The following is a 22,656-nucleotide window of genomic DNA, read 5'->3' as shown; positions in this document are numbered from 1 at the left end:
CCTCGAAGCGATCAAGATATAATCAAGGCGCATTCAAGGCATTGCGGTTTTGTCGTACAAACGTTTATCTTGCCTATGTTTAGACCTGCCATCGAGCACTTTCTTTTCATGCCAATCGTTCACACTATTCCTGCTTCATGGTCAGGGTGAGCGAATATCGATAATGCAGCGCATTGAGTAAGTACTCTGGGTGCACACTGGGGCTCCAAGAGTCGTCCCCGCCTACACCCATATGATGGCCGTCGATACGTAAATACAAGTGGTCATCTTGTACCAATTCATGTTGATGCTTGGCGTCGGCGAGGCTCTCTTGGCTGTAGCGGCTCACCGAGAAATGGAATAAGCCCAGGATGCGCAGGTTGTCGATATCCATTTGGCGTACATCGCATCGCAGTCCGTTTTCCGACGGAAAAATATAGGGGGTGTGCATGTCATCAATATGGGCGAGGTATCGGCTGACCATAGCGGCTGATTTACGGTCAGGGTAATTCTCAAATGGTCCTCGCCCGAACCACGCGACAGAATCGGTGAGCGGCAAGGCAAGTTCTAGTCCAACGCGAGGCAGCGCGGGCATACCTGGTGCGACGTTCACGTCAACGGTCAGCAATATTTCTCCAGACACATTCACTTCATAGCGCCAAAGGGTGGTGATCACCATCGTGTCGCCAGAAAAATAGCCATGATGAGAGCGGATCTGAATTTGGTCGCTGAGGACATCAACGGTGTTAAATAGGTTTTCATGACGCAACGAAAATAGCCCTGCCTCTTGCCACTTATTGAGCCAAGCATGGGGGTCGGGGTTATCGGCTTCACTCGCACCGATATCATTGTCGATAGGTGGACGAATGAAATTGTCTTTGGGCGCATCGAGTAACTGTTCTTCACCATCAATGAGCCATTGCACTAAATGCCCACTTTGTTTGTCGAACCCTAGCTCAAAATGCTCGCCGCGAATCGTCCAATGATCGGTATCTTCGAACACCTCTGGCAGTCGGTCTGGTGAAATGTCGGGTAGCGGTATGCTTGAATTAACCGGTAAGGCGAGTTGAAACCAACCAATCACAGTGCCTTTTTCCGCCCAAGGTTCTGGTTCTGACAGTACAACCTCGAGATTTACAAAGTAGGCTTTGCCAGGCTTGGCATCGGGCAGGTGTTCTAAAAGTGTGTGTTGGCTGTCTTCACCAAGATGCAGGTGGAGGGCCTCTTCCCCGTAAGCGATCTGCTTGCCATTCTCTTGCAATGTCCAACGAAGGGAGAGTGCTTCCGGTGGATGAAACACGTATTCATGGCGCAAGGTAACGCTAAGAGGCGAAGCGCTGTTGAGCGTGTAGCCAAAGCGTTGCTGATGGTATTTGGCTTCAAAAGCGGACGGATGAGGGGTTCTGTCTGGAAACATGAGTCCGTTGATACAGAACTGCCTGTCGTTCGGTGTGTCGCCAAAATCGCCGCCGTAGGCCCAATGCTCTTGATCATGTTTCTGATTTGAACGTTGATCATCTTTCCGCAAAAGGCCTTGATCGACCCAATCCCAAATAAAACCGCCTTGTAGGCGTGGGTAGCGTCGGAATGCATCCCAATATTTGTCGAAACTGCCAAGGCTGTTTCCCATGGCGTGGGCATATTCGCATAAGATCAACGGCCGATCTTCGTTCGGTAAACCGATCCATTTTGGCAATGCCCACTTGGGCAACGTGATGTTGTCTTGATCTTGTTCGACTCGCGCATACATAGGGCACACAATGTCGGTGGCTTTTGTGTTTGCACCGCCACCTTCATATTGCACGGGTCGACTAGGATCGCGATGTTTTACCCACTGGTACATGGCATGGTGATTGGTACCAACGCCGGACTCATTGCCCAGCGACCAGATAATAATGCAGGGGTGGTTTTTGTCACGCTCGACCATGCGAGTCATGCGCTCCATGTAGGCACCCAGCCATTCGGTATTGTCAGACAACTGGCACATGGGCACTAAGCCGTGCGTTTCGATATTGGCTTCGTCGACCACGTACAAACCGTATTTATCACACAGTTGATAAAAAGCGGGGTGATTGGGGTAGTGTGAAGTCCGTATAGCGTTGAAGTTGTATTGCTTGATGAGTTTGATGTCGCTTTCGATGTCTTCAACGCGTTGAACGTAGCCGTGTTCGTGATGAAATTCATGACGGTTTACGCCACGAATAAGCGCAGGTTGTCCGTTGATCGTGAGTTGCCCGTTGATGATCTCAACCTGACGGAAGCCGACGTTACACGCTTCAATGTCGATAGCCTCGTCGTTCTCGTCCAGTAAGGTGACAACCAGTCGATACAGGTGCGGATCTTCATCGCTCCAAAGTCGAGGGCAGGAGATGGTGATTTGATGCTCAACGCGGTTAGACCAACTGCCTCGCTCGTCGATCGGGCGCTCGCCACAGCGTGATATGACAGGGCCTGAAATATCAACACCCTCATCAAACAGCTGAATAGCGACCCGGTCATGAATACCACGCAAGGTGGTGGTGACTGACAAGATGCCGATTTGATGAGTAGGGTCAAGGCGAGTGTTAACGTCGAAATCGACAATTTGATTTAAAGGTTTTATCCGAAGAGTGACATCGCGAAAAATACCACTCAGCCACCACATGTCCTGATCTTCAAGGTAACTGCCGTCGCTCCAACGCAGCACGACAGCGGTAAGTTGGTTTTCTCCGGCGGTGACATGTGGGCCTAAATCGAATTCTGCGGGTAAACGGCTGTCTTGGCTGTAGCCAACAAAGTGGCCGTTGCACCATAAATAAAAGGCAGCGCCGACACCTTCAAAACACACAATAACCTGAGATGTTAGCCGTGATTCTGCCAGCGAAAACGTGGTGCGATACACCCCTGTCGGGTTGTGCTCTGGCACGATGGGAGGAATGGATTCAAACGGATATTGCACATTGGTGTAGATAGGAATGTCGTCTGTTCCCTGACGTTGCCAATTCGACGGCACGGGCATGTTTCGCCATTCTGAATCATCAAACTCGCGGCAGACAGACAGCGGTGGCACAGACTCAGGCATATCAAACAGAGCAAATTTCCATTGTCCGTTCAGTGATAGGCGGTTTCGCGAGACAGGAATGGCGTTGCCTTGATCGTCTAATGCGGCCTCTATGCTGGGGTAGGAGGACATCGGGCAATGGGCAGGTAGCCGATTCAGGTGAGTGATCGATGGGTTTTCCCAGTGACGACGGCGTATCAACTCTGTATAGCGGGTCATACTGTGCTTCTCTTTATCTAATGCGTCATGGTTCGTGTTCAAAATCATACCAAGGTGAAGGACAACAGCATGGCACTTTCCGGGTCCATTAATGGCAAGCTTAGTCCAATTTGGATCAGCTGATCACCTTGAATCGTCAATGGTTTATCCATCCAGACAGGCTTGTGCTTCATGGTGTGGGAAAATGCGGCAGGTGAATCGAGCACTTCGACACGGTAGCGTTTGTTCGCGCACAACACAGGTAAACGAAGTTGTCCGCTAAGGGCGTATTGCGGCATAGCAAGTTGCGCGACAGCGAGCAGTGTGACGGAATCATCCATCACGCCATAAATGCGGGTGTTGGGATCGTGTGACGGCAGGTTGAAGCATTTACCATGATGCAGTAACGGTCGGTATTGCTTGTGTAAACCTATATAGCGGGCAAAAGCGCGCAATTCGTTGTCTTCCAGCCCGACGGGGTCAAGTTCTGCGCCCATATGACCGAACAAAGCGGTGATACCGCGAAGTGACATATCGTGGCAACGACGTGTGGTGTGACTTTGGCGCGGACCAATGTGACTGCCCATCACTTCTGGCGGGAAGAACAGTTGCATGCCCTGCTGAATACGTTGGCGTTCAAGCGCATCGTTGCAATCGGATGTCCAAAATCGGTGGGTGCGCTTTAACACTTCATAGTCAATGCGACCCCCGCCAGATGCGCAGGATTCGATTTCCACATAGGGGTGACGCGCTCTCAAGTCATCGATGAGCTGATAAAGCGCGAGTGTCTGTAAGTGATAGGCTGGACGAGAATCATGGCCTGCCTGCACGAGTTCACGGTTCATGTCCCACTTCAAATAAGCAATGTTGTGTTCGGTTAGCAGGGCATCGAGCGACGACAAGAGATAGTGGTAGGCGTCCTGATTTTGCAAATCGAGCACAAATTGATAGCGGCCTGAGGGTTGTGTGTACCCCAATGTATCAAGCCCTAGCATCCAATCAGGATGGTTGCGGAACAGTTCGGAGTCTTTGCTGACCATTTCCGGTTCCACCCACAAACCAAACTCCATCCCGAGCTGATTGATGTGATCGATCATGGGCGTAAGACCATCTGGGTATTTGCGTTTGTCGACTTGCCAATCACCGAGCGCGCGGGTGTCGTTATCGCGGTTAATAAACCAACCATCATCAAGAATAAAGCGCTCAACGCCGAGACGTGCAACTGCGTCGGCCATTGCCATAATACGCCTTGGCTGGTGGTCGAAGTAGATACCTTCCCATGTGTTGAAATGCACCGGGCGAGCGCTAGATGGCGCGAATTGCAGCAGCGATGAACGTACATATTGATGGAATTTTTGCATCATGCCGTTTAAGCCATTAGCAGAGAAAACGGCGTACAAGGTGGGCGTATCAAAGGCTTCTCCGGGTGGGAGTATCACTTCGCCGGCGGCTAATAACGCTTCAGCTTGCAAGTAACGGCGTCCGTCGCTTTTGACTTGGGCTTGAAGGCGATGGTTTCCGCTCCAGCCAAAGTGCATGCCTATCACGTCACCGCTGAGATCGTTGCTGTTGGGATGCAACGCAATCATGCCAGGAAAAGACTCGTGTGAGGTGCGACCACGGCGATTTTCTTGAATAAATCCACTGTGTTCGAGTGGGGTGCGCTGCAGTTGAAATTCGTGCGACCAGCGACCATGAAAGGTGATGATGTCTGAAAATGTCTCTGCCAGCGGCAAGGTCAAGGCAAAACGATTCACGGTGTAGTCGGCGCTGCCTGTGTTGATTAATCGCTGTTTAAGCGTCAACACATCGCTGTCTTCATCCAAGGCGAGTTCAATCATGATCTCAAGCGAAGCGCGAGGATCAGAGATGGTCAAACGCGCAGAAGATAAGCTTTCGGTAACGGAGATCAGTTCGAATACGGGGGCCCAATCTTTCCCGTTCCTGTGGCCTTCAATACCGGGGCTGCCGAAATCACCGCGCCCTTGTTCGGGGCAAAGTGCCAACGGGATGTGGCTATCTAATCGTGCTTGTCCGACGGGGGCGTCAAACAAGGCGGCTGAAAGCGGCTGTTCACGGCTAAATTTGTTGCCCCAGTAAACAATGGCAGGGGCAGGTTCAAGCTGGACAATCAAACTGTTGTTCGCAGACTGCAGATGCAAGAAACGCTCTGCTGGCGTCTTATTTAATGAAGTTGGGGTTGTCACCATGTTTGTCATCCCTTGAGCGGGCGCACTTTTTCGATGTTTGCGCCACTGCTTGTGAAATATTCATTAAGGCTTTGAGCGATCCACGTTTCGAACAGAATCTCGCTTTATCAATATAGGTTGGTAGCGACCATTTTTGGCTGGCGTTTCACTGTGCAGTAACCGCGAAATGGCAATTTCGGCGGCTTCCGTTGCCATTTCTGCAATGGGGTAGCGCACGGTAGAGAGTTTTGGGTGTAAATAACGAGCAACAAGACTGTCATCAAAACCAATCACAGACACGTCTTCCGGCACGTGATAACCCTTATCGGTCAGTGCGGTGATGACCCCAACCGCCATGCCGTCGTTGTAACAAAAGATGGCACTGACCTTTTGATTGCGGCTTAGCAGTGCGTTGATCGCGGTTTCGCCGCCTTGTTCGTCGGGCGGGGCAAAAGCCATTGAGCTTTGTGTGTCGTCTCCGTTATTTGGTTTTTCCAAATGGTGGACGGTTAAGGCGTCAAGATAGCCCTGTTGACGTTGCCGAGTATCTTCAATGTGATGGTCTGAGCCAATGTAGGCAATATGGTGATGGCCTTGCTGGATAAGATGTTCGGTCGCCAAATAGGCACCTCGATAGTTATCAAGATACACGCACCGATCGTCTAACCCTTCGATGAGACGATTGATAAACACCATGGCGGGGAGTTCTTGTGCGTAAGCGCGAAGGGTGTCGTCGTCCAGTGCTTTGCTGTGGACGATTAGTGCGCCAACCTGGTTCTGGATCAGCGATTCAATGGCTTGTTTTTCTCGTACGGCATCGTGATAACCATTACCAATCAACAGTTGATGCCCGCGATAATGCGCAATGGTATCGACCTGTTTAACCAGCGTACCAAAAAAGGGGTCGGACACATCGGCCACCACAACACCAATGGTGAGGCTTTTTTTACTGACCAAAGTACGGGCAGCTGCATTGGGGCGATAACCCAATGTCACCATGGCCTGTTTAACCAGTGAAACCGTATCTGGTCGCGTCTGCGGTGAACCATTGAGTACCCGTGATACCGTGGCAACAGAAACACCTGCATGTTTGGCTACATCTTTAATGGTTGCCATAGGCTGTGCTCATCGTTGATCTCTCCAGAATACGGATCTCGGTTAGCGCCATCACCATAAGTGACTGGTTTATCGTTTACAGCTGTTCATCTATTCATCAGATTCAAGGCTGGCGCTGTTGGTGACCGTTGGCTCACGAAACGTTAAGGCTTGCTCATGGCTATCGAACAGGTGGATATCGGCTGGAGAGCAATGCAAGGATACGGTTTGGAACGCTTTTACCGCGTTGTCGCCAGGAATGTGTACTTTGAAGCTATCTACGCCGCTATATTGCCCAAACAAATAGGTGCTATTGCCGAGTCGTTCAACCACTTCACTGTGAAATTCAACGTTGAATCCGGGGCCTTTGCCAATCTGAATATGCTCGGGGCGGATCCCCACGGTAACGGCTTCACCTTCGTTGACAGGTTTCGCCACCGGCACAGTTAATGATTGGCCGTCAGGCATGGTGATGGTCGCCTCTGAACCATTAGTGACCGAAACCGTACCAGACACAAAGTTCATTCTTGGTGAGCCAATAAACCCAGCGACAAACAGGTTGGCGGGGTTGTGGTAAAGCGCAAGCGGTGAACCGACTTGTTCGATGTTGCCGTCTCTCAACACCACGATTTTGTCGGCGAGCGTCATGGCTTCGACTTGATCGTGGGTGACATACACCATGGTGTTTTTGAGCTCTTGGTGGAGCTTGGCAATTTGCAGTCGCATCTCCACGCGCAATTCGGCGTCAAGGTTGGAAAGGGGTTCATCAAACAAAAACACTTTAGGGTCGCGAACAATCGCTCGACCAATGGCCACGCGTTGACGCTGACCACCGGATAGCGCTTTTGGTTTGCGATCGAGCAAAGGGTCGAGTTGCAAGGTCTTCGCAGCGCGATCAACCTGTTTGGCGATGTCATCTTTATCAACGCCATTCATTTTCAAGCCAAAGCCCATGTTTTCACGCACTGTCATATGCGGGTACAAAGCGTAGGATTGAAACACCATGGCCACACCGCGATCAGCAGGATCTACGTCGTTGACTTCGACGCCGTTAATGGAGATTTTTCCGTCTGATATGGTTTCCAATCCGGCGATCAAACGCAGAAGCGTCGACTTGCCGCAGCCGGATGGCCCAACAAAAACCACAAACTCCCCGCCCGAGATATCCAGATCGATGCCGTGAATTGTTTCTACTTTGCCGAAGCGCTTAATAACGTTTCTAAGTGTAATGTCCGCCATGCTGCAAGTCCTATGCTACGAGTTGCTTTTGATGAATTTAGATTTCGTTGTTCACTTCACCCTTTAATTAAAATAGTGCTTTTTTTGTGCAATGGAAACGTTTACATGAGATATTTTTTAAACTAGATTAAATTGAAACACAACAGTGCATTTACATTAAAGCAACAAGTTTCAGGGTGTATCAGCGCTTTCTCTCCCTTTTTCAAAACAAGGGATAAACGGACAGGACGTACTTATGACAGGGCTTTCCTCTACTGCATCTCCTACCGTAAGGCCTAAGCGAAGTCGGCTTATCGCAGCGCCTTGGTTGTTTCTCGCCCCCGCTATTGTGATTTTCTCGCTCTATGTGCTGTATCCCATCATGCAAAGCGTTTGGTTGAGCTTTTTTGAGTGGGACGGCCTTGGCGAAAAAACGTGGGTAGGATGGGGCAATTACATCGAATTGTTTGATTCTGATGCCTTCTACACGGCGTTGGTGAACAACTTCATTTGGATGGTTCTGTTCATGCTCGCTCCGCCTATTGGCTTACTGATTGCGTTGTTTTTGAATCAGAAAGTCAAAGGTATTCGCCTCATCAAGGCATTGTTTTTCTTTCCCTTTGTTATTTCACAAGTGGTCGTCGGTTTGGTGTTTGCGTGGTTCTATGACCCATCATTCGGGTTGTTAACGCAGATGATGGTGGCAATGGGCTTTGATCCTGTTTCCATCTTGGCTGACGAAGATTTGGTGACTTACGGCATTATCGCCGCCGGTCTTTGGCCGCAAGTTGCCTATTGCATGATCTTGTATCTCACGGGATTAAATAACCTCGACCCAGAACAGCTAGAAGCCGCGCGCTTAGATGGTGCGAAAGGCTGGCGGATGCTTTGGTATGTGGTCGTGCCACAACTGAAACCGGCAACCTTTATTGCCGTCGTCGTCACCGTGATTGGCGCACTGCGCTCGTTCGATTTAGTCGCGACCATGACAGCGGGTGGCCCTTGGGGCAGCTCAACAGTCCTTGCATACCTTATGTATGAAGAATCTATTTTTAACTATCGAATGGGCTACGGCGCTGCGGTCGCAGTCGTACTGTTTCTGATTATGCTTGTTTATATCGCCTGGTTCTTATGGCGCATGCTGAAAGGAGAGCGCTAATGTTCCCAAGACCGATAGAGAATCGAGGAGCGGTCGCTAACGTGACGTATCGTATCGCTCTGTATGTTGCGGTTTGCTTGTGGTTGATCCCACTTGCCGCCGTGCTGATGACCTCAGTGCGATCGATTGCCGACATTAATGCTGGCAACTACTGGGGCATGCCCGATGAGCTGCAACTGGTGGAAAACTATACTCAAGTGTTTATCGCCACCCCAATGGGGCGTTATCTGCTCAACAGTTTACTGATCAGCATTCCTGCTGTGGCGGGTGCTGTGGCGCTTTCTACGTTGGCGGGTTTCGCGTTGGCGAAGTATAAATTTCGCGCCAATGTGTGGCTGTTTGCCCTGTTCATTGGCGGTAACTTTGTCCCCTTCCAAATTCTAATGATCCCTGTTCGCGACCTCACCATTGACCTCGGTCTGTATGACACACATTGGGCGTTGATATTTTTCCATGTTGCTTTTCAGGCGGGTTTTTGCACCTTATTTATGCGCAATTTCATCGTCGGCATTCCGGATGCGCTCATTGAAGCGGCACGTGTTGAAGGGGTGAGTGAGTGGCGAATTTTTTGGTATGTGGTTCTCCCTTTAGTGAGGCCCGCACTGGCCGCTTTGTCCGTTTTGGTCTTTACCTTTATATGGAACGACTTTTTCTGGGCGTTAGTGCTGGTGCAAAGCGATGAGGTTCGCCCAGTTACGGCAGGGCTGAATGCATTGCAAGGACAGTGGTTAGCATCGTGGCAGTACATGTCTGCAGGGGCGGTGATTGCCGCACTTCCTCCTGTGGCTTTGTTTTTCACCATGCAGCGACATTTTATTGCCGGGTTAACGCTGGGCGCGACAAAAGGCTGATCTCGGTTTGACGACAATAAGGAAGACGAAAATGAGAACACTTGCGAAAAAAGGGCTGGGCGCACTTTGCTCCCTATTGCTTGTGCTAAGTGGCTCGGTTGCGGCTGGGACGCTGGTGATTAATTCAGATGCCTCTGATCCGGCGCCGAAAAAAGCGTGGGCAGAAGTGATCGCCAAGTTTGAGCAGGAAAACCCTGACATTGAGGTGAAATATAACCTTTATGATCACGAAGCCTACAAAACAACGATTCGTAACTGGCTGGTGACTTCTCCGCCGGATGTGGTGTTCTGGTACGCAGGCAATCGCATGAAAACCTTTGTCGATCGCGGTTTGTTTGAAGATGTCAGCGATATCTGGACAGCCAACGGCATGAAAGAAGATTTTGCCAGTGCAGCCCCAGCCATGACCATCAATGACAAACAATATGGCGTGCCTTATACCTATTACCAATGGGGTATCTACTACCGTAAAGATTTGTTCGACAAATACGGTATTGCCGTACCGAAGACGTGGGAAGATCTGGTTGCTGCATCGAAGACACTGAGTGACAACGGTGTGACGCCATTTACCATTGGTACCAAGTACCTTTGGACGGCAGCGGGCTGGTTTGATTACTTGAACATGCGCGTGAACGGGCTCGATTTTCATATCGACTTGATGGACGGCAAAATCCCTTACACGGATCCGCGCGTCAAAGCCGTGTTTGAGAAGTGGAATGATCTGGTTGAGCCGGGTTACTACCTCAAAAATCACGCGTCTTATTCTTGGCAAGAAGCACAACCTTTCCTCTACAACGGCGAAGCGGCCATGTACCTGATGGGTAATTTCTTGGCAGCGAACTTCACCGATGAAGTGCGTCCGAATATGGGTTTCTTCCAATTCCCGGTGATCGATTCGACAGTGCCAATGGCAGAAGATGCGCCAATGGATACGTTGCATATTCCAAGCAAAGCTAAAAACAAAGAAGATGCGCGTAAGTTCCTCGCGTTTGTGGCTCAACCTGAAATCCAGACCATGATCAATGCAGCGATGCTGCAAATTCCCACCAACAACAAAGCAACGCCGAAAGATGATGAATACCTTAATGCAGGTGTTGTGATGCTGGGTGAAGCTGAGGGTACAGCGCAGTTTTATGACCGCGATACTGACCCTGCGATGGCGAAAGAAGGAATGAAGGGGTTCCAACAATATATGGTTCACCCTGATCGCATTGATGCCATTTTGAAGAAGTTAGAGAAAACGCGTCAACGGACGTTTAAATAGTATTATTTCAGAGAGTTAAACGCTTCTGTATATCTATAAGCAAGCATCATTCATTTGATGCTTGCTTATTTTTTTGTGATGTTGAGCAGAAAAACGCTTCGTATAAGAGGGGGCTGTACTAGAGTTAAGAGTACGTTGGCAAGAATGCTGACAGGTGATATTCATCGACATAGCCAGCAACATAGAAAGTGGGAAATGCAATGCCAAACCTGATCAACACCAGTTATTCGACCAATAGCTTGATGACATCTCGCCAGAAAGAACGCGAAGATGCCAATGCTGCGCGTAATGACGGTGTGACATCAGCGAAAGAACAATCAATCAGTGAACGCGCTGAGGTTTTGCGTAAAGAGCGTGAAGAGAAAAAGCAGGCAGAAGCCGCTCAAGAAGACGCGCCACAACGCGGTGATTACCGTGGTTTGATTGACCGTGTTGCCGAGCAAGAAGCTAAAATGGCGAAGTATTCCGCCTACACCCAGGGTCAGCAGCAACTGTTGCAACAAGTAGAAAAAACCATTACCCCGCAAAATGGCGAACGCAGCTACGATTTCAAGGTGTAGTCATCACACCACCACACGCGCTAGATTGAGTGCTTTGCCAGATTTCCGCCACCATTGCTCGCCACATTGCCATTTGTCTTCCTCGCTAGCGCCCATTTGATGGGGTTTAATTGTCCTTAGTGAACAGTACGAGGACAAACTCATGGACAACAATAATAAACAAAATCCCCACGCGATTAATCGATTTTCACTCGGTATACCCAGTTGGTTATGGCCGGTGTTGGTCTGCATTGTGTGGGTGGTTCAACTTGCGGCGGAGTAGCTCGCTCTGTGCGAGCTACGTGAGATTATTAAGGAATCGTTATCGGTGCGCGAGATACCAGCGCTTAACGGGTTCGGGTACGCCAAACACACGAAGGTTTCCGGCAATCACTAACATTACGCCAAGGGCAGACATCCACGTCCATTCGTAGCCTTCAAACACGGTGGAAAGTGATAGGGCAACCAAAGGGAACAGCACGGTACAGTAAGCCGCTTTGGCCGCCCCTATGCGGCCGACTAAGGCAAGGTAGGTGTTGAAGCCAACCACAGAGCCAATAATCGCGAGATAGACCAGTGCAGAAACGTACAAAGGTGTGGTAGAAATGGCGAATGAATGCCCCATGAACAGTGCGATAGCAAATAGGTAGATTGCGCCGTATCCCATTGCCCACGCCGTGGTCGGCAACAGCGGCATGTTTTTTTTCTGAGCGCGGGCTGAGACCAAATTGCCCATCGAAAAGAAGTAAGTGCCCACCAAAGACAAGCCAAGGCCAAGGAAAATGGTGATATCCATATCGGCATTTAAGAACTGCGAGCCGAAAAGAAAGACAACCCCGGTAAAACCCATCAATGCGCCTTGGACGAAGGTGCCTGTCGGGCGACGTTTATCAAGCCACCAAAGATTCAATGCGTTCAAGATGGGAGCAAGTGAAAACACCACGGCGTTTAGCCCACTGGGCAGGTATTGTGTTGCGGCGTAAAAGCACAGAAAATTGTTGGAAAACAGACACAAGGCCAGCAGCGCTGCCATTTTGTGGTTTTCACGGGTTAATTTGGGCAGCGCGTTACGCGCTATTAATATGAAAAATAGGGCGAGGGATGCCAACCCAAAGCGCCAGCCAACAGAGACGACAACAGGTGTGTCGCCGATCTGATATGCGATAGCCAGCCAAGTTGACCCCCAAATAAACACAGTTACTGCATATAATATTGCATTCATGTGCCACTACTCCTTTTTCTTACTAGCCAGATGACATTGTTGTTTTTATGTCCACACCTTATTCCGAAGATTGTCGGCTGACTTTCATATTCCTGCTGATTTTATAGATTCTTGCGCTTTTCTCCTGCACCTAGTACCCACAACCTCTCACTCGGGATATATTGAAAAGAGACAGGAGTAGGAGTGGTATGGACAAGGATTCACCTCAGGGAATGAAAAGGCAGCGTGTTTACAACGTATTGCGAGAGAATACGGCAAAGCTGCATGGCGATATCTGGCTAGACAATGGCATGGGGGCGGCGGTGTGGAGCAACAGCCACGGCAGCGCGAGCTATGACAAACCGGGTCATCACACCCTGAGTTTCTATGTCGCGGGTGGACAAAACACCAAACGATGTTCAGGCGCAGGTGATTTGTATGGCGGTGAAGACAAGCTGTGTTTGATGCCGAAAGATCATCGTTCCGACTGGGCGTTTTCTGACCCTTTCCGTTTCTTTCATTTCTATTTTGAGCAAGCGCACCTGCAGCGCTTTGCTGAGCAGGTGTTCGATAAAGAAGGCCGTCATATTGAGCTAAAAGAATGTACCTTTGTTGATGATCCGTTTGTCAGTCAACTGGTGCGTCAAACCATGTTGAAACTGGATTGGTCGCAAAGCACCGACAGGCTCATGTTGTCTCACGCACAGCAAATGTTGCTGCTACACATGGTCAGACAATATTGTCATCAACCGTTGAAACTTACGGTCGCTTCAGGGGGCTTGTCGCCACAAAACCAGCGGCGAGTGATTGAATATGTAGAAGAAAGCTTATCCGTGTCTTTTTCGCTCAGTGATTTGGCGACCTTGACGCAGTTGAGTGAATTCCATTTTGCTCGTATGTTCAAAACCAGTTTCGGCTGTACCCCGCATCAATACGTGCTGTTTCGACGTGTGGAACTGGCGAAAATTTTGCTTACCCAAAATAGCCTGTCATTGGTCGATGTCGCCTCTGCATGTGGTTTTTCATCTCAACAACACCTCTCTCAACAATTCAAATTGAGAGTGGGCGCTACGCCTGCCGCGTTCCGTCGAGAGCAAGCCCGCGGTCACTAATACCAAATCCTCAATCTTGATACACAACGCCCCATTTCTACTGCATAAATTGAAGTGTTAGCTTGCCATATGTTGGCGTCATAGAAGACTTTGCGCAAATCAGGAGAAAGGGCATGACAACCATTGAAGCGACACCCGTAGAGCGGTTCGTTGCCAATTCCCGCCATCACGGTGAGGTCTGGGGTTTACAATGTAAAACAGGGTGGGTGATCTGTGATTCATCCATTTATGAAGATACTGATGTCATGCCGTTCTGGTCTTCAAGAGAAGCGGCGGCCATTCATTGTGTTGACGAGTGGGAGGATTTTGCGCCAATGGCCATTACCATTCCCGAATTTGTTGACGAATGGCTGGTGGATCTCGCGAAAGATGCCGTGATGTTGGGGCCAGATTGGGGGGCTGATCTTTGTGGAGAAGAAGTTGAAGCCGCTGAAATGGTTGCACGATATTTACAGGTCAGCTTGCCCAATTAACAGCGCGCCATCACGTACTGTCAATCTCCTTGTACACAACTTCCTTTACAGTGTGCTTCCTTGTGAAGGCACGCTTGCGTTGCTGTTTCTGCTTACAGACTGCTATCCCTTTAAAGGCATACCCCAGACTCAGCATCATTGATTTGGGAGGGTCTGCACATGGTTTGGTGCATTTAAGAGGGACGCCAATGGCTGATGGCTTGGCAGGAGGAATGAAGATGGCAGAGACAACAATCAATCCAATGGGGACAGATGGCTTCGAGTTTGTTGAATACACGGCGCCCAATGCAAAAGGCATTGCCGATCTGAAAACCCTTTTTTCGCTGATGGGCTTCGCGGAGATCGCCAAACACAAACATAAAGACGTGTGGCTTTATCGTCAGGGTGACATCAATTTCATCGTTAACGGCGAACATGATTCACAAGCGGAAGGTTTTGCGAAGCAACATGGCGCCAGCGTGAATGCCATGGCGTTTCGGGTCAATGATTCTAGCCACGCAATGAGCTATGCGGTGAAGCAAGGCGCAGAAGCTTGTGAACCTCGCATCGGTTTGATGGAGCTGAACATCCCAGCCATTCATGGTATTGGCGGTTCGTATCTCTATCTTGTCGATCGATACGGTGACAGTGAGATATACGACATTGATTTTAGTTACTACCCTAATTGGCAGGAAACGCTTAAGGCAGCGGATGCGGGGTTGAAGGTGATTGATCATCTCACGCACAATGTCGAAAAAGGTAACATGGATGTGTGGTCGGATTTTTACGATCGTATCGCCAATTTTAAAGAAATCCGCTTTTTTGATATCGAAGGGAAGCTGACGGGATTGAAATCTCGCGCGTTAACCGCCCCTTGTGGAAAAATCCGTATCCCCATTAACGAATCGAGTGATGATAAATCGCAGATTGCGGAATACCTTGATGCCTATAATGGCGAAGGTATTCAACATATCGCATTGAGCACTGACGACATATACCAAACCGTTCACACTTTGCGCTCGCGTGGAATGCGTTTTATGGATACGCCCGATACGTATTACGAGAACGTCAATGGGCGAGTAGAAGGACACGATGAAAGCCTGAATCAACTTCGCGAACTGCGTGTATTGATTGATGGCAATGAGAGTACCGGTATTCTGTTACAGATATTTACCGATACCGTCATTGGTCCTGTGTTCTTTGAAATTATTCAGCGCAAAGGTAACCAAGGGTTTGGCGAAGGGAATTTTCAGGCATTGTTTGAATCGATTGAAATGGACCAGATACGTCGAGGCGTGTTGGACGCAGGATGATGACGAGATAATAGAGATCGAACCAGGCAGTCGTTCTTGCCGAGAGTGACAGCCTGTTGGACGGTATTTGTTTGCAAGTGCTTAGTCAGACGTCCAGCGATTTGTCGTTTTTACGGATATCAAACAGCAGTTGATAGAAAAACTCTTTTCGCAGTGAGGCGCCGCTTTCGTCAAACCGAAGACCTGCCGTGGGTGGGTCTTTCTCGTTATTGACTGCTACAACAGTGCCTTTGATTTTACCGCTCAAATCACTACCGTAATCAATGATGATTTCTAACGTTTCATCTTCAAACAGCAAATGCTCATCGGCAGTGATTTCTAAGCAGCACCCTGACACTGAATAGTCAGTCATTCTTCCGCTAAAGATACCTTCACCGCCTTGGATGCGAATAGACATGTTTGTGTCTATGCGGGGCTCTTGGCGGATTTGTCGGTGTGCAATGTTCTCAGGAATGGAAACGATAAGCAGCCGGATGGGCTTTTGTATGACGCCCATGACTAAACAACGAAACGCGATGACATCCCGAAATTCACTATCCGTGATAGCACGAACGATGATTTCGTTGTTGGGAATATAGAATCGTTCGATAAAAGGGTCTTTTCCCGTTGGGCAGTCAATCAAAAGAAACTGCTCTTTTCGATAACCCACTAGCCGAGAAGCAACCTGCATTTTCTTTGGATCATCAGAAAGCTCAATATTGAGTCGGGCACCGATCTCCATCAGTTTGTAGAAGCTATCGGAACCCTCAGTTTTTAGTGATTGCATAGCCATTTTCCATTACTTGTTGGGTTATGCGATAAACCAGTGCATGAATATCTCTACTGATATTTGTCTACAATCATGCTGATCTCATTGTTTTCAACCAATTGCGTTAGACGCATGTCGAGGAAGCGTTGTATCTCGGGATCAATGCCTGGCGAATAGGCCAAATGAATAGAGTAGTTGGGGATCAAGTTACTAATTTTACGAAGATCGTAATCGTCAGGTGTAAACCCGAGGCGCTTCAAATGATATTTGAGGCGAATATCCATTTCGACAAAACCCCCTGTGCCTTTAAGGCGATCGACTACTCGAAATGCTGCGTCATAGTTTTTTACTCGCACTTCGCTTACCACCCCTTTGTGTATTTTTGCATCGAGCCCAGGGTAATCAAACCCAAACAGCAACACCGCTATTTTTCCATCGAGATCGTCAGGGTTGTCATAAGGCAAAACGTTGTTGGCGTTGCTGAGAATACTGTGTTCAACCTCAAATAGAGGCAGTGACGAAAGGTTTGCTGCTTGCATTCCGCCCCATAGCGGACTGCCATAGGTAACCCAATTCTGTTTTTGAGATTCTGTGAGTTCAGCGAGCATGCGGTTAAATGGATAGGTATGGATTCGGACCTGATGCGACGTTCCTTCCAGCGCCTTGTAGAGTACGTCCGTTATAATGCCGCGGTGATTTTGGCCTTCCTCTTGAATTTGCAGAGGTTCTGATTGGTCTTGAACAACATAGTAATCAAGTGTCCAAGCGGTGGCGTTGGTACTGAAAAAAAATCCAGCCAAAATCAACAAAGGTATTGTGGGCAGAGAAGAGAAAAATGGTTTTTTTCTGGACATGGTAATCGTCATCCAAGTTTGTGTTTTATGACTATTATTAGAGAAAGATGATCCATATATAAGACACCCATAAGCCTAGACTATGTTGAATCAAAAAGAGAATCTTCGTCAGCCTTCCAGCATGGCCGCCAGATTGGTGGGGCGCATTTTGTTCGTCTGCAGTTTATTGGCATTTCTAGTCGCGGCCTTTGCGTTGTATTTGGATTATCAGGCACGCACTGAACTGTTACGAGAAAATACGTTGCTGATCCAAGAAACGGATTTACCAAGTATTACGAACAGTTTGTGGCAAGAGGATGTGGACCAAGTGGGCGTGATTACGAAGGGGATCTACCAACACCCCGCCGTTAGCTATATTCGCGTTTTCGATGCAAGTCGACTGGTTGCTGAAGAAGGTAAAAGCCCGCCTGAACCCAAAATTTCCTATCAATGGCCCTTGATTCAGAACCAATTTGGCAAAGAGTATGAACTTGGTTTTGTGCAAATTGAGGTCAGTCTACAAGATGTCTACAACGCGCTGACTGAGCGATTTGTGATGCTGTTGCTGTTTTTAGGTGGCGCCACATTGATTTTGGGTGGCTTGGTGTTTTTCATTGTTTACATGGATGTTGTGAGGCCATTGATTTGGATTTCTCAGCGTGTGACCAAATTTGATGTTGATAATTTGCCATTAACCATTGACCCGCCAAAAAGTAAAATGGGCGAAGAGCTGGTGACGCTTTACACCCAGTACAACACCACGGTGGAAAAAATGCGTGAGTACAGCGCAGATCTTCATGAAGCCAAGGCGCATGCTGAAGGTGCCAATCTTAAGAAAAGTGAGTTTCTGGCTAACATGAGTCATGAAATCCGCACGCCGATGAACGGCATTATTGGCATGGCGTCACTGCTTAAAGGCACCAAACTGGATGATGAGCAGCAAGAATTCATCGATATGCTCGAGACGTCATCGCTATCGTTGCTAGACATTATTAATGACATTCTGGATTTCTCAAAAATTGAAGCAGGCAAGTTCGAACTTGAAGTGCTGGAGCTGAATCTGTTTGAGCTCAATCGAGACATAGAACATCTTTTCCGCCTAAGAACCAAAGAAAAAGACCTCGAGTTTAAGTGCGAGGTAGAGGATAGCTTGGCACCTATTTTGATGGGCGACGCAGCTAGGTTGCGTCAGGTGATGATCAATTTGGTAGGGAATGCAGTGAAATTCACTCAGCATGGCAGTATTCATGTTGGCATCAGGCAGCTCGAAGATGTTGGTGAACAGTGCACGGTATTGTTCGAAGTCCGTGATACCGGAATTGGTATCCCGGCGGATAAGCAAGATACAATTTTCGAAAAATTTGAACAGGCTGATGGCAGCATGAGCCGCAACTTTGGTGGCACAGGTTTAGGGCTGGCTATTTCCAGCCAAATTGTTGACCTGATGGGTGGACGCTTGCTGTTAGAAAGTACCGAAGGGGAGGGCAGTCGCTTTTATTTCGTTTTGACTTTCGACCGTGCGTCGATCCCTGAAGGTATACCCGTTGATTCTCAATTATTTGCTGACGCAGCCATGCTGTTGGTGGATGACAGCCGATTGAACATGCGCATTACCAGCGCGCAGCTTGGCAATATGGGGGCTCAGATTTCTTGTTGTGTGCATCCCGAAGATGCAGAAGACATGATTGCCGAGCGTATTGATACCGCGAGACCGTATAAGATAGTGATTCTCGATAAATTGATGCCGAATACAGATGGCTTTTCAATTGCATCAAAATTGCGTAACCGCTTTGGTAAGCGGTGCCCAAGTTTAATGATGATCACCGCAGCCCCAGAAATGCATGACAGTGTAAAATTGGAGAGTTTTCATATTGAAGGCTATCTATCTCGCCCTTATAAGTTCAATGATCTTCGCAATATCTTAGCGAAAATCCTGCGAAGTCACCAAGCACAGCTAGGGGTGATTTCGATGACTGGAGAAAAAACAGAGAAGACACTTCCTGCACGACATGCAGAAGAATCTGATTCTTATGAAGGACGCGTGTTGGTCGTCGAAGATACCTTGGTTAATCAGCGCGTGGTACAGGCGATGTTGGCGCGCTTAGGGGTTGAAGTTGTTGTGGCTGAAAATGGTAAAATCGCGTTAGATATGTGTGAAGACGAATGCTTTGATTTGATCTTTATGGACTGTCAAATGCCGATAATGGATGGTTATCAAGCGTCAAGATTGCTTCGAGAACACGGCTATGCACAGCACACACCCATCGTGGCATTGACCGCAAACGCGACGGCTCAAGACAGAGATGATTGCTTAAAAGCGGGTATGGATGACTATATTGCTAAGCCAGTGAGAAAAGATGACTTGGAGCGCATGATAAAAATGTACATGCCAGGTTCTGTGCAGGAAAAAGCCAAGACTAGCTAACACAGAGCCTTGTGTGCTGGAGAATCACGAGCACTGATGATGGGTCAATCATTGATGATGAATAAAAAAACGCCTGCGGATCTCTCGCAGGCGTTTTGCGTCATGTCGTCCCAACGAGAAACGCTGGGTTACCCCTTCCGGTATGAATAGGAAGTGGCCGTCATGTCATTAAAGTGCCGATTTCCACTCTTCAAGCAGCGCATCGTAATTGATGGTTTGCCCTTTTGGTTTTTCGTTCTGCAGTTTCGCTTTCGGTGCACCTGGCAGGTTTAGCCAGTATTCAGCATCACGCGGTTTGTTCAGCTTAGGACCACACTCGCCTTGCACGTTGGCACGCTCAAGACGTTGCAATACTTTGTCTTGTGCCGCTGCCAGTCCGTTTAACGCTTCTTGTGGTGTTTTCTCACCGTTTGCTGCTTCAGCAATGTATTGCCACCAAAGCTGTGCCAGTTTTGGATAATCAGGCACATTGGTACCGGTCGGTGTCCACTGCACACGCGCTGGGCTGCGGTAGAATTCCACCAGACCGCCAAGAGTAGGTGCAACGTCTGTCATTGCCTGAGAGTTAATGTCAGACTCACGAATTGGCGTTAAACCGACCAGTGTTTTCTTCAGTGACACGGTTTTGGCAACCGTGAACTGTGCATACAACCATGCTGCCATACGACGCTTAGGCTCGGTGGACTTCATCAGTGTCCATGAACCTGTGTCTTGGTAGCCAAGCTTCATGCCTTCTTCCCAGTAAGGGCCGCGTGGCGATGGTGCCATGCGCCATTTCGGGGTGCCGTCAGGATTAACGACGGCCAAACCTGGCTTGGTCATGTCTGCCGTAAATGCGGTGTACCAGAAGATTTGCTGTGCAATGGACCCTTGCGCTGGCACAGGTCCCGCTTCAGAGAAGGTCATGCCTTGTGCTTCTGGTGGCGCATATTTTTGCAGCCAATCCACGTATTTGGTGGTCGCAAACACGGCAGCTGGGCCGTTTGTGGCACCGCCACGTTCAACGCTTGAACCGACTGGCGAGCAACCATCGACACGGATGCCCCACTCATCGACAGGGATCCCGTTTGGAATGCCTTTGTCACCTGCACCTGCCATGGAGAACCATGCATCGGTGAAGCGCCAGCCAAGTGATGGGTCTTTCTTACCGTAATCCATATGGCCGTAAACGCGTTCACCATCGATGTCTTTAACATGAACGGTAAAGAACTCAGCGATGTCTTCATAGGCTGACCAGTTGACGGGCACACCTAACTCATAGCCGTATATTTCTTTGAACTTGGCTTTGAGATCAGCACGAGCAAACCAATCGGCGCGGAACCAGTAAAGGTTGGCAAACTGCTGATCAGGCAGTTGGTAAAGTTTTCCGTCTGGGCCAGTGGTAAAACTGAGGCCGATGAAGTCATTAAGGTCCAGCGTTGGCAGCGTGACATCTTTGCCTTCACTTTCCATGTAGTCACTGATTGGGAACACTTTACCGTAACGGAAGTGAGTACCAATCAAGTCAGAATCATTGATGTAGGCATCATAGATACTCCGGTTTGACTGCATTTCAGTTTGTAGCTTTTCTACCACATCACCTTCTTGGATAAGATCGTGCGTGACCTTAATGCCCGTGATTTGCTCGAAAGCCTTTGCCAGCACTTTTGATTCATATTCATGGGTGGTGATGGTTTCGGATACGACCTTGATTTCCATACCGCGGAAAGGTTTGGCAGCGTTAGTGAACCACGCCATTTCCTTCAGCTGTTCATCTTTGTTAAGCGTTGAAGGGGTAAATTCATCATCGACCCACTTCGTTGCCGCATCGCTGTACTGGTCGGCGAGTGCCGCCGGTGCCAGTAACAGCCCGATCATGAACCCGAGAGGGGTCCACTTGGGTACAGCAGACAATTGCTTCATAGTTTCGCTCCTTTGTCGTTTTTCCCTAACCCCAGCGAATAACGGCCACTAACCACACGATTGACATCCCGAAGGGATACCAGATGGGCAGATCTGTCATTCCGATGAAGAAAAGGTGGATATAAGCGCTGCTAAGCAGGCCTATAAATAATCGATCACCTCGGGTTGTGCTGATAGGCAAAAATCCTTTCCTTTCTACACAAGGCCGAAGTACTTCGAGTACGGTCATTGCTGTCAACATGCAGCCAATAGTGATAAAAAACAGTGTGCTTGGGAGTGTCCAGGCCATCCAACTCATCGTATTTCTCCTTAAACCAATTACTTACGCCGATTGGTATTACACACGTCCTAATGCAAAACCTTTCGCGACATGGTTTCGAACAAACCAAATCACCAATAGTCCGGGAACAATGGTTAACACGCCCGCGGCTGCCAGCACGCCCCAATCGATACCAGACGCACTCACGGTACGGGTCATGGTGGCAACGATGGGTTTGGCGTTGACTGACGTGAGCGTTCGTGCCAAGAGCAGTTCCACCCAACTAAACATAAAGCAGAAGAATGCGGTGACGCCGATACCCGAGCGGATCATGGGAAGAAAAATCCGAACAAAGAAGCGGGGAAAGCTATAACCATCAATGTGTGCGGTTTCGTCGATTTCTTTCGGTACGCCGGACATAAAGCCCTCCAATATCCATACCGCCAATGGCACGTTGAACAAGCAGTGCGCGAGGGCGACAGCAATGTGGGTATCAAAGAGGCCGACAGAGCTATAGAGCTGGAAAAATGGCAACAGAAACACAGCAGGAGGCGCCATACGGTTGGTGAGCAACCAAAAGAACAGGTGCTTGTCGCCAATGAACCGATAGCGTGAAAATGCGTAAGCGGCAGGCAAAGCGACGGAAAGCGACAACAAGGTATTGATGGTGACGTAAGTCAGTGAATTCAGGTAACCGTTATACCAACTCGGATCAGAGAAGATAACGATGTAGTTATCCAAGGTAAAAGAATGTGGCCAGAAGGTGAGGCCACCCAATATTTCCTCATTAGTTTTGAACGACATCATTAGCAACCAATAAATCGGTAGCATCAAAAAGAGGATGTAGGCAGATAGGCCAATCGATTTTTTTGTCATGGC

Annotated in this window: 18 protein-coding genes; 8 read left to right on the top strand and 10 right to left on the bottom strand. The window is 48.8% G+C overall.

Going from position 1 to position 22,656, the window contains the following annotated elements:
- Positions 1–124: 124 nt before the first annotated feature.
- The 4 genes from A1OO_RS17810 to A1OO_RS17795 form a co-directional block, all read right to left on the bottom strand.
- Entirely contained in the window at positions 125–3,238 is a 3,114-nt protein-coding gene (locus A1OO_RS17810; RefSeq protein WP_026023937.1) for a beta-galactosidase, read from the bottom strand.
- 44 nt (positions 3,239–3,282) lie between these two features.
- Positions 3,283–5,427 (bottom strand): alpha-galactosidase, encoded by a 2,145-nt coding sequence (locus tag A1OO_RS17805; RefSeq protein ID WP_017003898.1) that lies wholly within the window; start codon positions 5,425–5,427, stop codon positions 3,283–3,285.
- A 63-nt stretch (positions 5,428–5,490) separates the two neighbouring features.
- A complete protein-coding gene (locus A1OO_RS17800; protein WP_017003896.1) occupies positions 5,491–6,522 on the bottom strand; it encodes a substrate-binding domain-containing protein in 1,032 nt (343 codons plus the stop codon).
- A 90-nt stretch (positions 6,523–6,612) separates the two neighbouring features.
- On the bottom strand, positions 6,613–7,740 hold the full coding sequence (locus A1OO_RS17795) for an ABC transporter ATP-binding protein (protein ID WP_017003893.1): 1,128 nt from the start codon (positions 7,738–7,740) through the stop codon (positions 6,613–6,615).
- Between the two features lie 235 nt (positions 7,741–7,975).
- Between A1OO_RS17795 and A1OO_RS17790 the strand changes: the two genes are divergently transcribed.
- The 4 genes from A1OO_RS17790 to A1OO_RS17775 all read left to right on the top strand — a co-directional run bounded on the left by A1OO_RS17790 (position 7,976) and on the right by A1OO_RS17775 (position 11,553).
- Positions 7,976–8,878, top strand: a complete 903-nt coding sequence (locus tag A1OO_RS17790) for a carbohydrate ABC transporter permease (protein ID WP_016959835.1) — start codon at positions 7,976–7,978, stop codon at positions 8,876–8,878.
- Positions 8,878–9,729 (top strand): carbohydrate ABC transporter permease, encoded by an 852-nt coding sequence (locus tag A1OO_RS17785; RefSeq protein WP_016959834.1) that lies wholly within the window; start codon positions 8,878–8,880, stop codon positions 9,727–9,729. The genes A1OO_RS17790 and A1OO_RS17785 overlap by 1 nt, the downstream gene beginning before the upstream one ends.
- Before the next feature lie 31 nt (positions 9,730–9,760).
- Positions 9,761–10,993, top strand: coding sequence for an ABC transporter substrate-binding protein (locus A1OO_RS17780; protein WP_017003891.1), 1,233 nt, complete (start codon positions 9,761–9,763; stop codon positions 10,991–10,993).
- Between the two features lie 200 nt (positions 10,994–11,193).
- Entirely contained in the window at positions 11,194–11,553 is a 360-nt protein-coding gene (locus tag A1OO_RS17775; protein WP_016959832.1) for a hypothetical protein, read from the top strand.
- A 301-nt stretch (positions 11,554–11,854) separates the two neighbouring features.
- Here A1OO_RS17775 and A1OO_RS17770 read toward each other — a convergent pair whose 3' ends face one another.
- The gene (locus tag A1OO_RS17770) at positions 11,855–12,754 is read right to left on the bottom strand and encodes a DMT family transporter (RefSeq protein WP_016959831.1); all 900 of its coding nucleotides are present in this window, start codon (positions 12,752–12,754) and stop codon (positions 11,855–11,857) included.
- Positions 12,755–12,942: 188 nt separating this feature from the next.
- Here A1OO_RS17770 and A1OO_RS17765 point away from each other — a divergent pair, with 188 nt between their 5' ends.
- From A1OO_RS17765 to hppD, 3 genes are all read left to right on the top strand, one after another.
- On the top strand, positions 12,943–13,845 hold the full coding sequence (locus A1OO_RS17765; protein WP_026023936.1) for a helix-turn-helix domain-containing protein: 903 nt from the start codon (positions 12,943–12,945) through the stop codon (positions 13,843–13,845).
- 113 nt (positions 13,846–13,958) lie between these two features.
- Entirely contained in the window at positions 13,959–14,318 is a 360-nt protein-coding gene (locus A1OO_RS17760; protein WP_016959829.1) for a DUF2750 domain-containing protein, read from the top strand.
- A gap of 188 nt (positions 14,319–14,506) precedes the next feature.
- On the top strand, positions 14,507–15,610 hold the full coding sequence (gene hppD, locus A1OO_RS17755) for a 4-hydroxyphenylpyruvate dioxygenase (protein WP_017003885.1): 1,104 nt from the start codon (positions 14,507–14,509) through the stop codon (positions 15,608–15,610).
- Positions 15,611–15,695: 85 nt separating this feature from the next.
- On the opposite strand, the gene A1OO_RS17750 is transcribed toward hppD, so the two are convergent.
- Both A1OO_RS17750 and A1OO_RS17745 read right to left on the bottom strand, forming a co-directional pair.
- Positions 15,696–16,376, bottom strand: coding sequence for a flagellar brake protein (locus tag A1OO_RS17750; RefSeq protein WP_016959827.1), 681 nt, complete (start codon positions 16,374–16,376; stop codon positions 15,696–15,698).
- A gap of 53 nt (positions 16,377–16,429) precedes the next feature.
- Positions 16,430–17,212: a hypothetical protein gene (locus tag A1OO_RS17745; protein ID WP_016959826.1), complete on the bottom strand. Its 783-nt coding sequence runs from the start codon at positions 17,210–17,212 to the stop codon at positions 16,430–16,432.
- Between the two features lie 82 nt (positions 17,213–17,294).
- Between A1OO_RS17745 and A1OO_RS17740 the strand changes: the two genes are divergently transcribed.
- Complete coding sequence (locus tag A1OO_RS17740; RefSeq protein ID WP_016959825.1) at positions 17,295–19,616, top strand: response regulator; 2,322 nt, start codon at positions 17,295–17,297, stop codon at positions 19,614–19,616.
- A gap of 168 nt (positions 19,617–19,784) precedes the next feature.
- Here the strand turns inward: A1OO_RS17740 and A1OO_RS17735 are convergent, their stop codons facing one another.
- The 3 genes from A1OO_RS17735 to A1OO_RS17725 are packed head-to-tail and all read right to left on the bottom strand — an operon-like array spanning position 19,785 to position 22,653.
- Positions 19,785–21,518, bottom strand: coding sequence for an ABC transporter substrate-binding protein (locus A1OO_RS17735; protein WP_016959824.1), 1,734 nt, complete (start codon positions 21,516–21,518; stop codon positions 19,785–19,787).
- Between the two features lie 25 nt (positions 21,519–21,543).
- Positions 21,544–21,816 (bottom strand): DUF2160 domain-containing protein, encoded by a 273-nt coding sequence (locus A1OO_RS17730; protein WP_016959823.1) that lies wholly within the window; start codon positions 21,814–21,816, stop codon positions 21,544–21,546.
- A gap of 39 nt (positions 21,817–21,855) precedes the next feature.
- Positions 21,856–22,653, bottom strand: a complete 798-nt coding sequence (locus A1OO_RS17725; RefSeq protein ID WP_016959821.1) for a carbohydrate ABC transporter permease — start codon at positions 22,651–22,653, stop codon at positions 21,856–21,858.
- Between the last annotated feature and the right edge of the window lie 3 nt (positions 22,654–22,656).

Source organism: Enterovibrio norvegicus FF-33, from assembly GCF_000286835.2.
GTDB lineage: Bacteria > Pseudomonadota > Gammaproteobacteria > Enterobacterales > Vibrionaceae > Enterovibrio > Enterovibrio norvegicus_A.
Note: the sequence above shows the minus strand (reverse complement) of the source record. Positions and strands in the feature narration are given on the sequence as shown.

Bases quoted from the DNA above. Each gene is read 5' to 3' on its own strand.
- A1OO_RS17750 (WP_016959827.1), bottom strand. From the start codon at position 16,376: ATGCAATCACTAAAAACTGAGGGTTCCGATAGCTTCTACAAACTGATG.
- A1OO_RS17735 (WP_016959824.1), bottom strand. From the start codon at position 21,518: ATGAAGCAATTGTCTGCTGTACCCAAGTGGACCCCTCTCGGGTTCATG.
- A1OO_RS17780 (WP_017003891.1), top strand. From the start codon at position 9,761: ATGAGAACACTTGCGAAAAAAGGGCTGGGCGCACTTTGCTCCCTATTG.
- A1OO_RS17725 (WP_016959821.1), bottom strand. From the start codon at position 22,653: ATGACAAAAAAATCGATTGGCCTATCTGCCTACATCCTCTTTTTGATG.
- A1OO_RS17730 (WP_016959823.1), bottom strand. From the start codon at position 21,816: ATGAGTTGGATGGCCTGGACACTCCCAAGCACACTGTTTTTTATCACT.
- hppD (WP_017003885.1), top strand. From the start codon at position 14,507: ATGGCTGATGGCTTGGCAGGAGGAATGAAGATGGCAGAGACAACAATC.
- A1OO_RS17760 (WP_016959829.1), top strand. From the start codon at position 13,959: ATGACAACCATTGAAGCGACACCCGTAGAGCGGTTCGTTGCCAATTCC.
- A1OO_RS17790 (WP_016959835.1), top strand. From the start codon at position 7,976: ATGACAGGGCTTTCCTCTACTGCATCTCCTACCGTAAGGCCTAAGCGA.
- A1OO_RS17745 (WP_016959826.1), bottom strand. From the start codon at position 17,212: ATGTCCAGAAAAAAACCATTTTTCTCTTCTCTGCCCACAATACCTTTG.
- A1OO_RS17765 (WP_026023936.1), top strand. From the start codon at position 12,943: ATGGACAAGGATTCACCTCAGGGAATGAAAAGGCAGCGTGTTTACAAC.
- A1OO_RS17800 (WP_017003896.1), bottom strand. From the start codon at position 6,522: ATGGCAACCATTAAAGATGTAGCCAAACATGCAGGTGTTTCTGTTGCC.
- A1OO_RS17770 (WP_016959831.1), bottom strand. From the start codon at position 12,754: ATGAATGCAATATTATATGCAGTAACTGTGTTTATTTGGGGGTCAACT.
- A1OO_RS17810 (WP_026023937.1), bottom strand. From the start codon at position 3,238: ATGACCCGCTATACAGAGTTGATACGCCGTCGTCACTGGGAAAACCCA.
- A1OO_RS17785 (WP_016959834.1), top strand. From the start codon at position 8,878: ATGTTCCCAAGACCGATAGAGAATCGAGGAGCGGTCGCTAACGTGACG.
- A1OO_RS17805 (WP_017003898.1), bottom strand. From the start codon at position 5,427: ATGGTGACAACCCCAACTTCATTAAATAAGACGCCAGCAGAGCGTTTC.
- A1OO_RS17795 (WP_017003893.1), bottom strand. From the start codon at position 7,740: ATGGCGGACATTACACTTAGAAACGTTATTAAGCGCTTCGGCAAAGTA.
- A1OO_RS17775 (WP_016959832.1), top strand. From the start codon at position 11,194: ATGCCAAACCTGATCAACACCAGTTATTCGACCAATAGCTTGATGACA.
- A1OO_RS17740 (WP_016959825.1), top strand. From the start codon at position 17,295: ATGTTGAATCAAAAAGAGAATCTTCGTCAGCCTTCCAGCATGGCCGCC.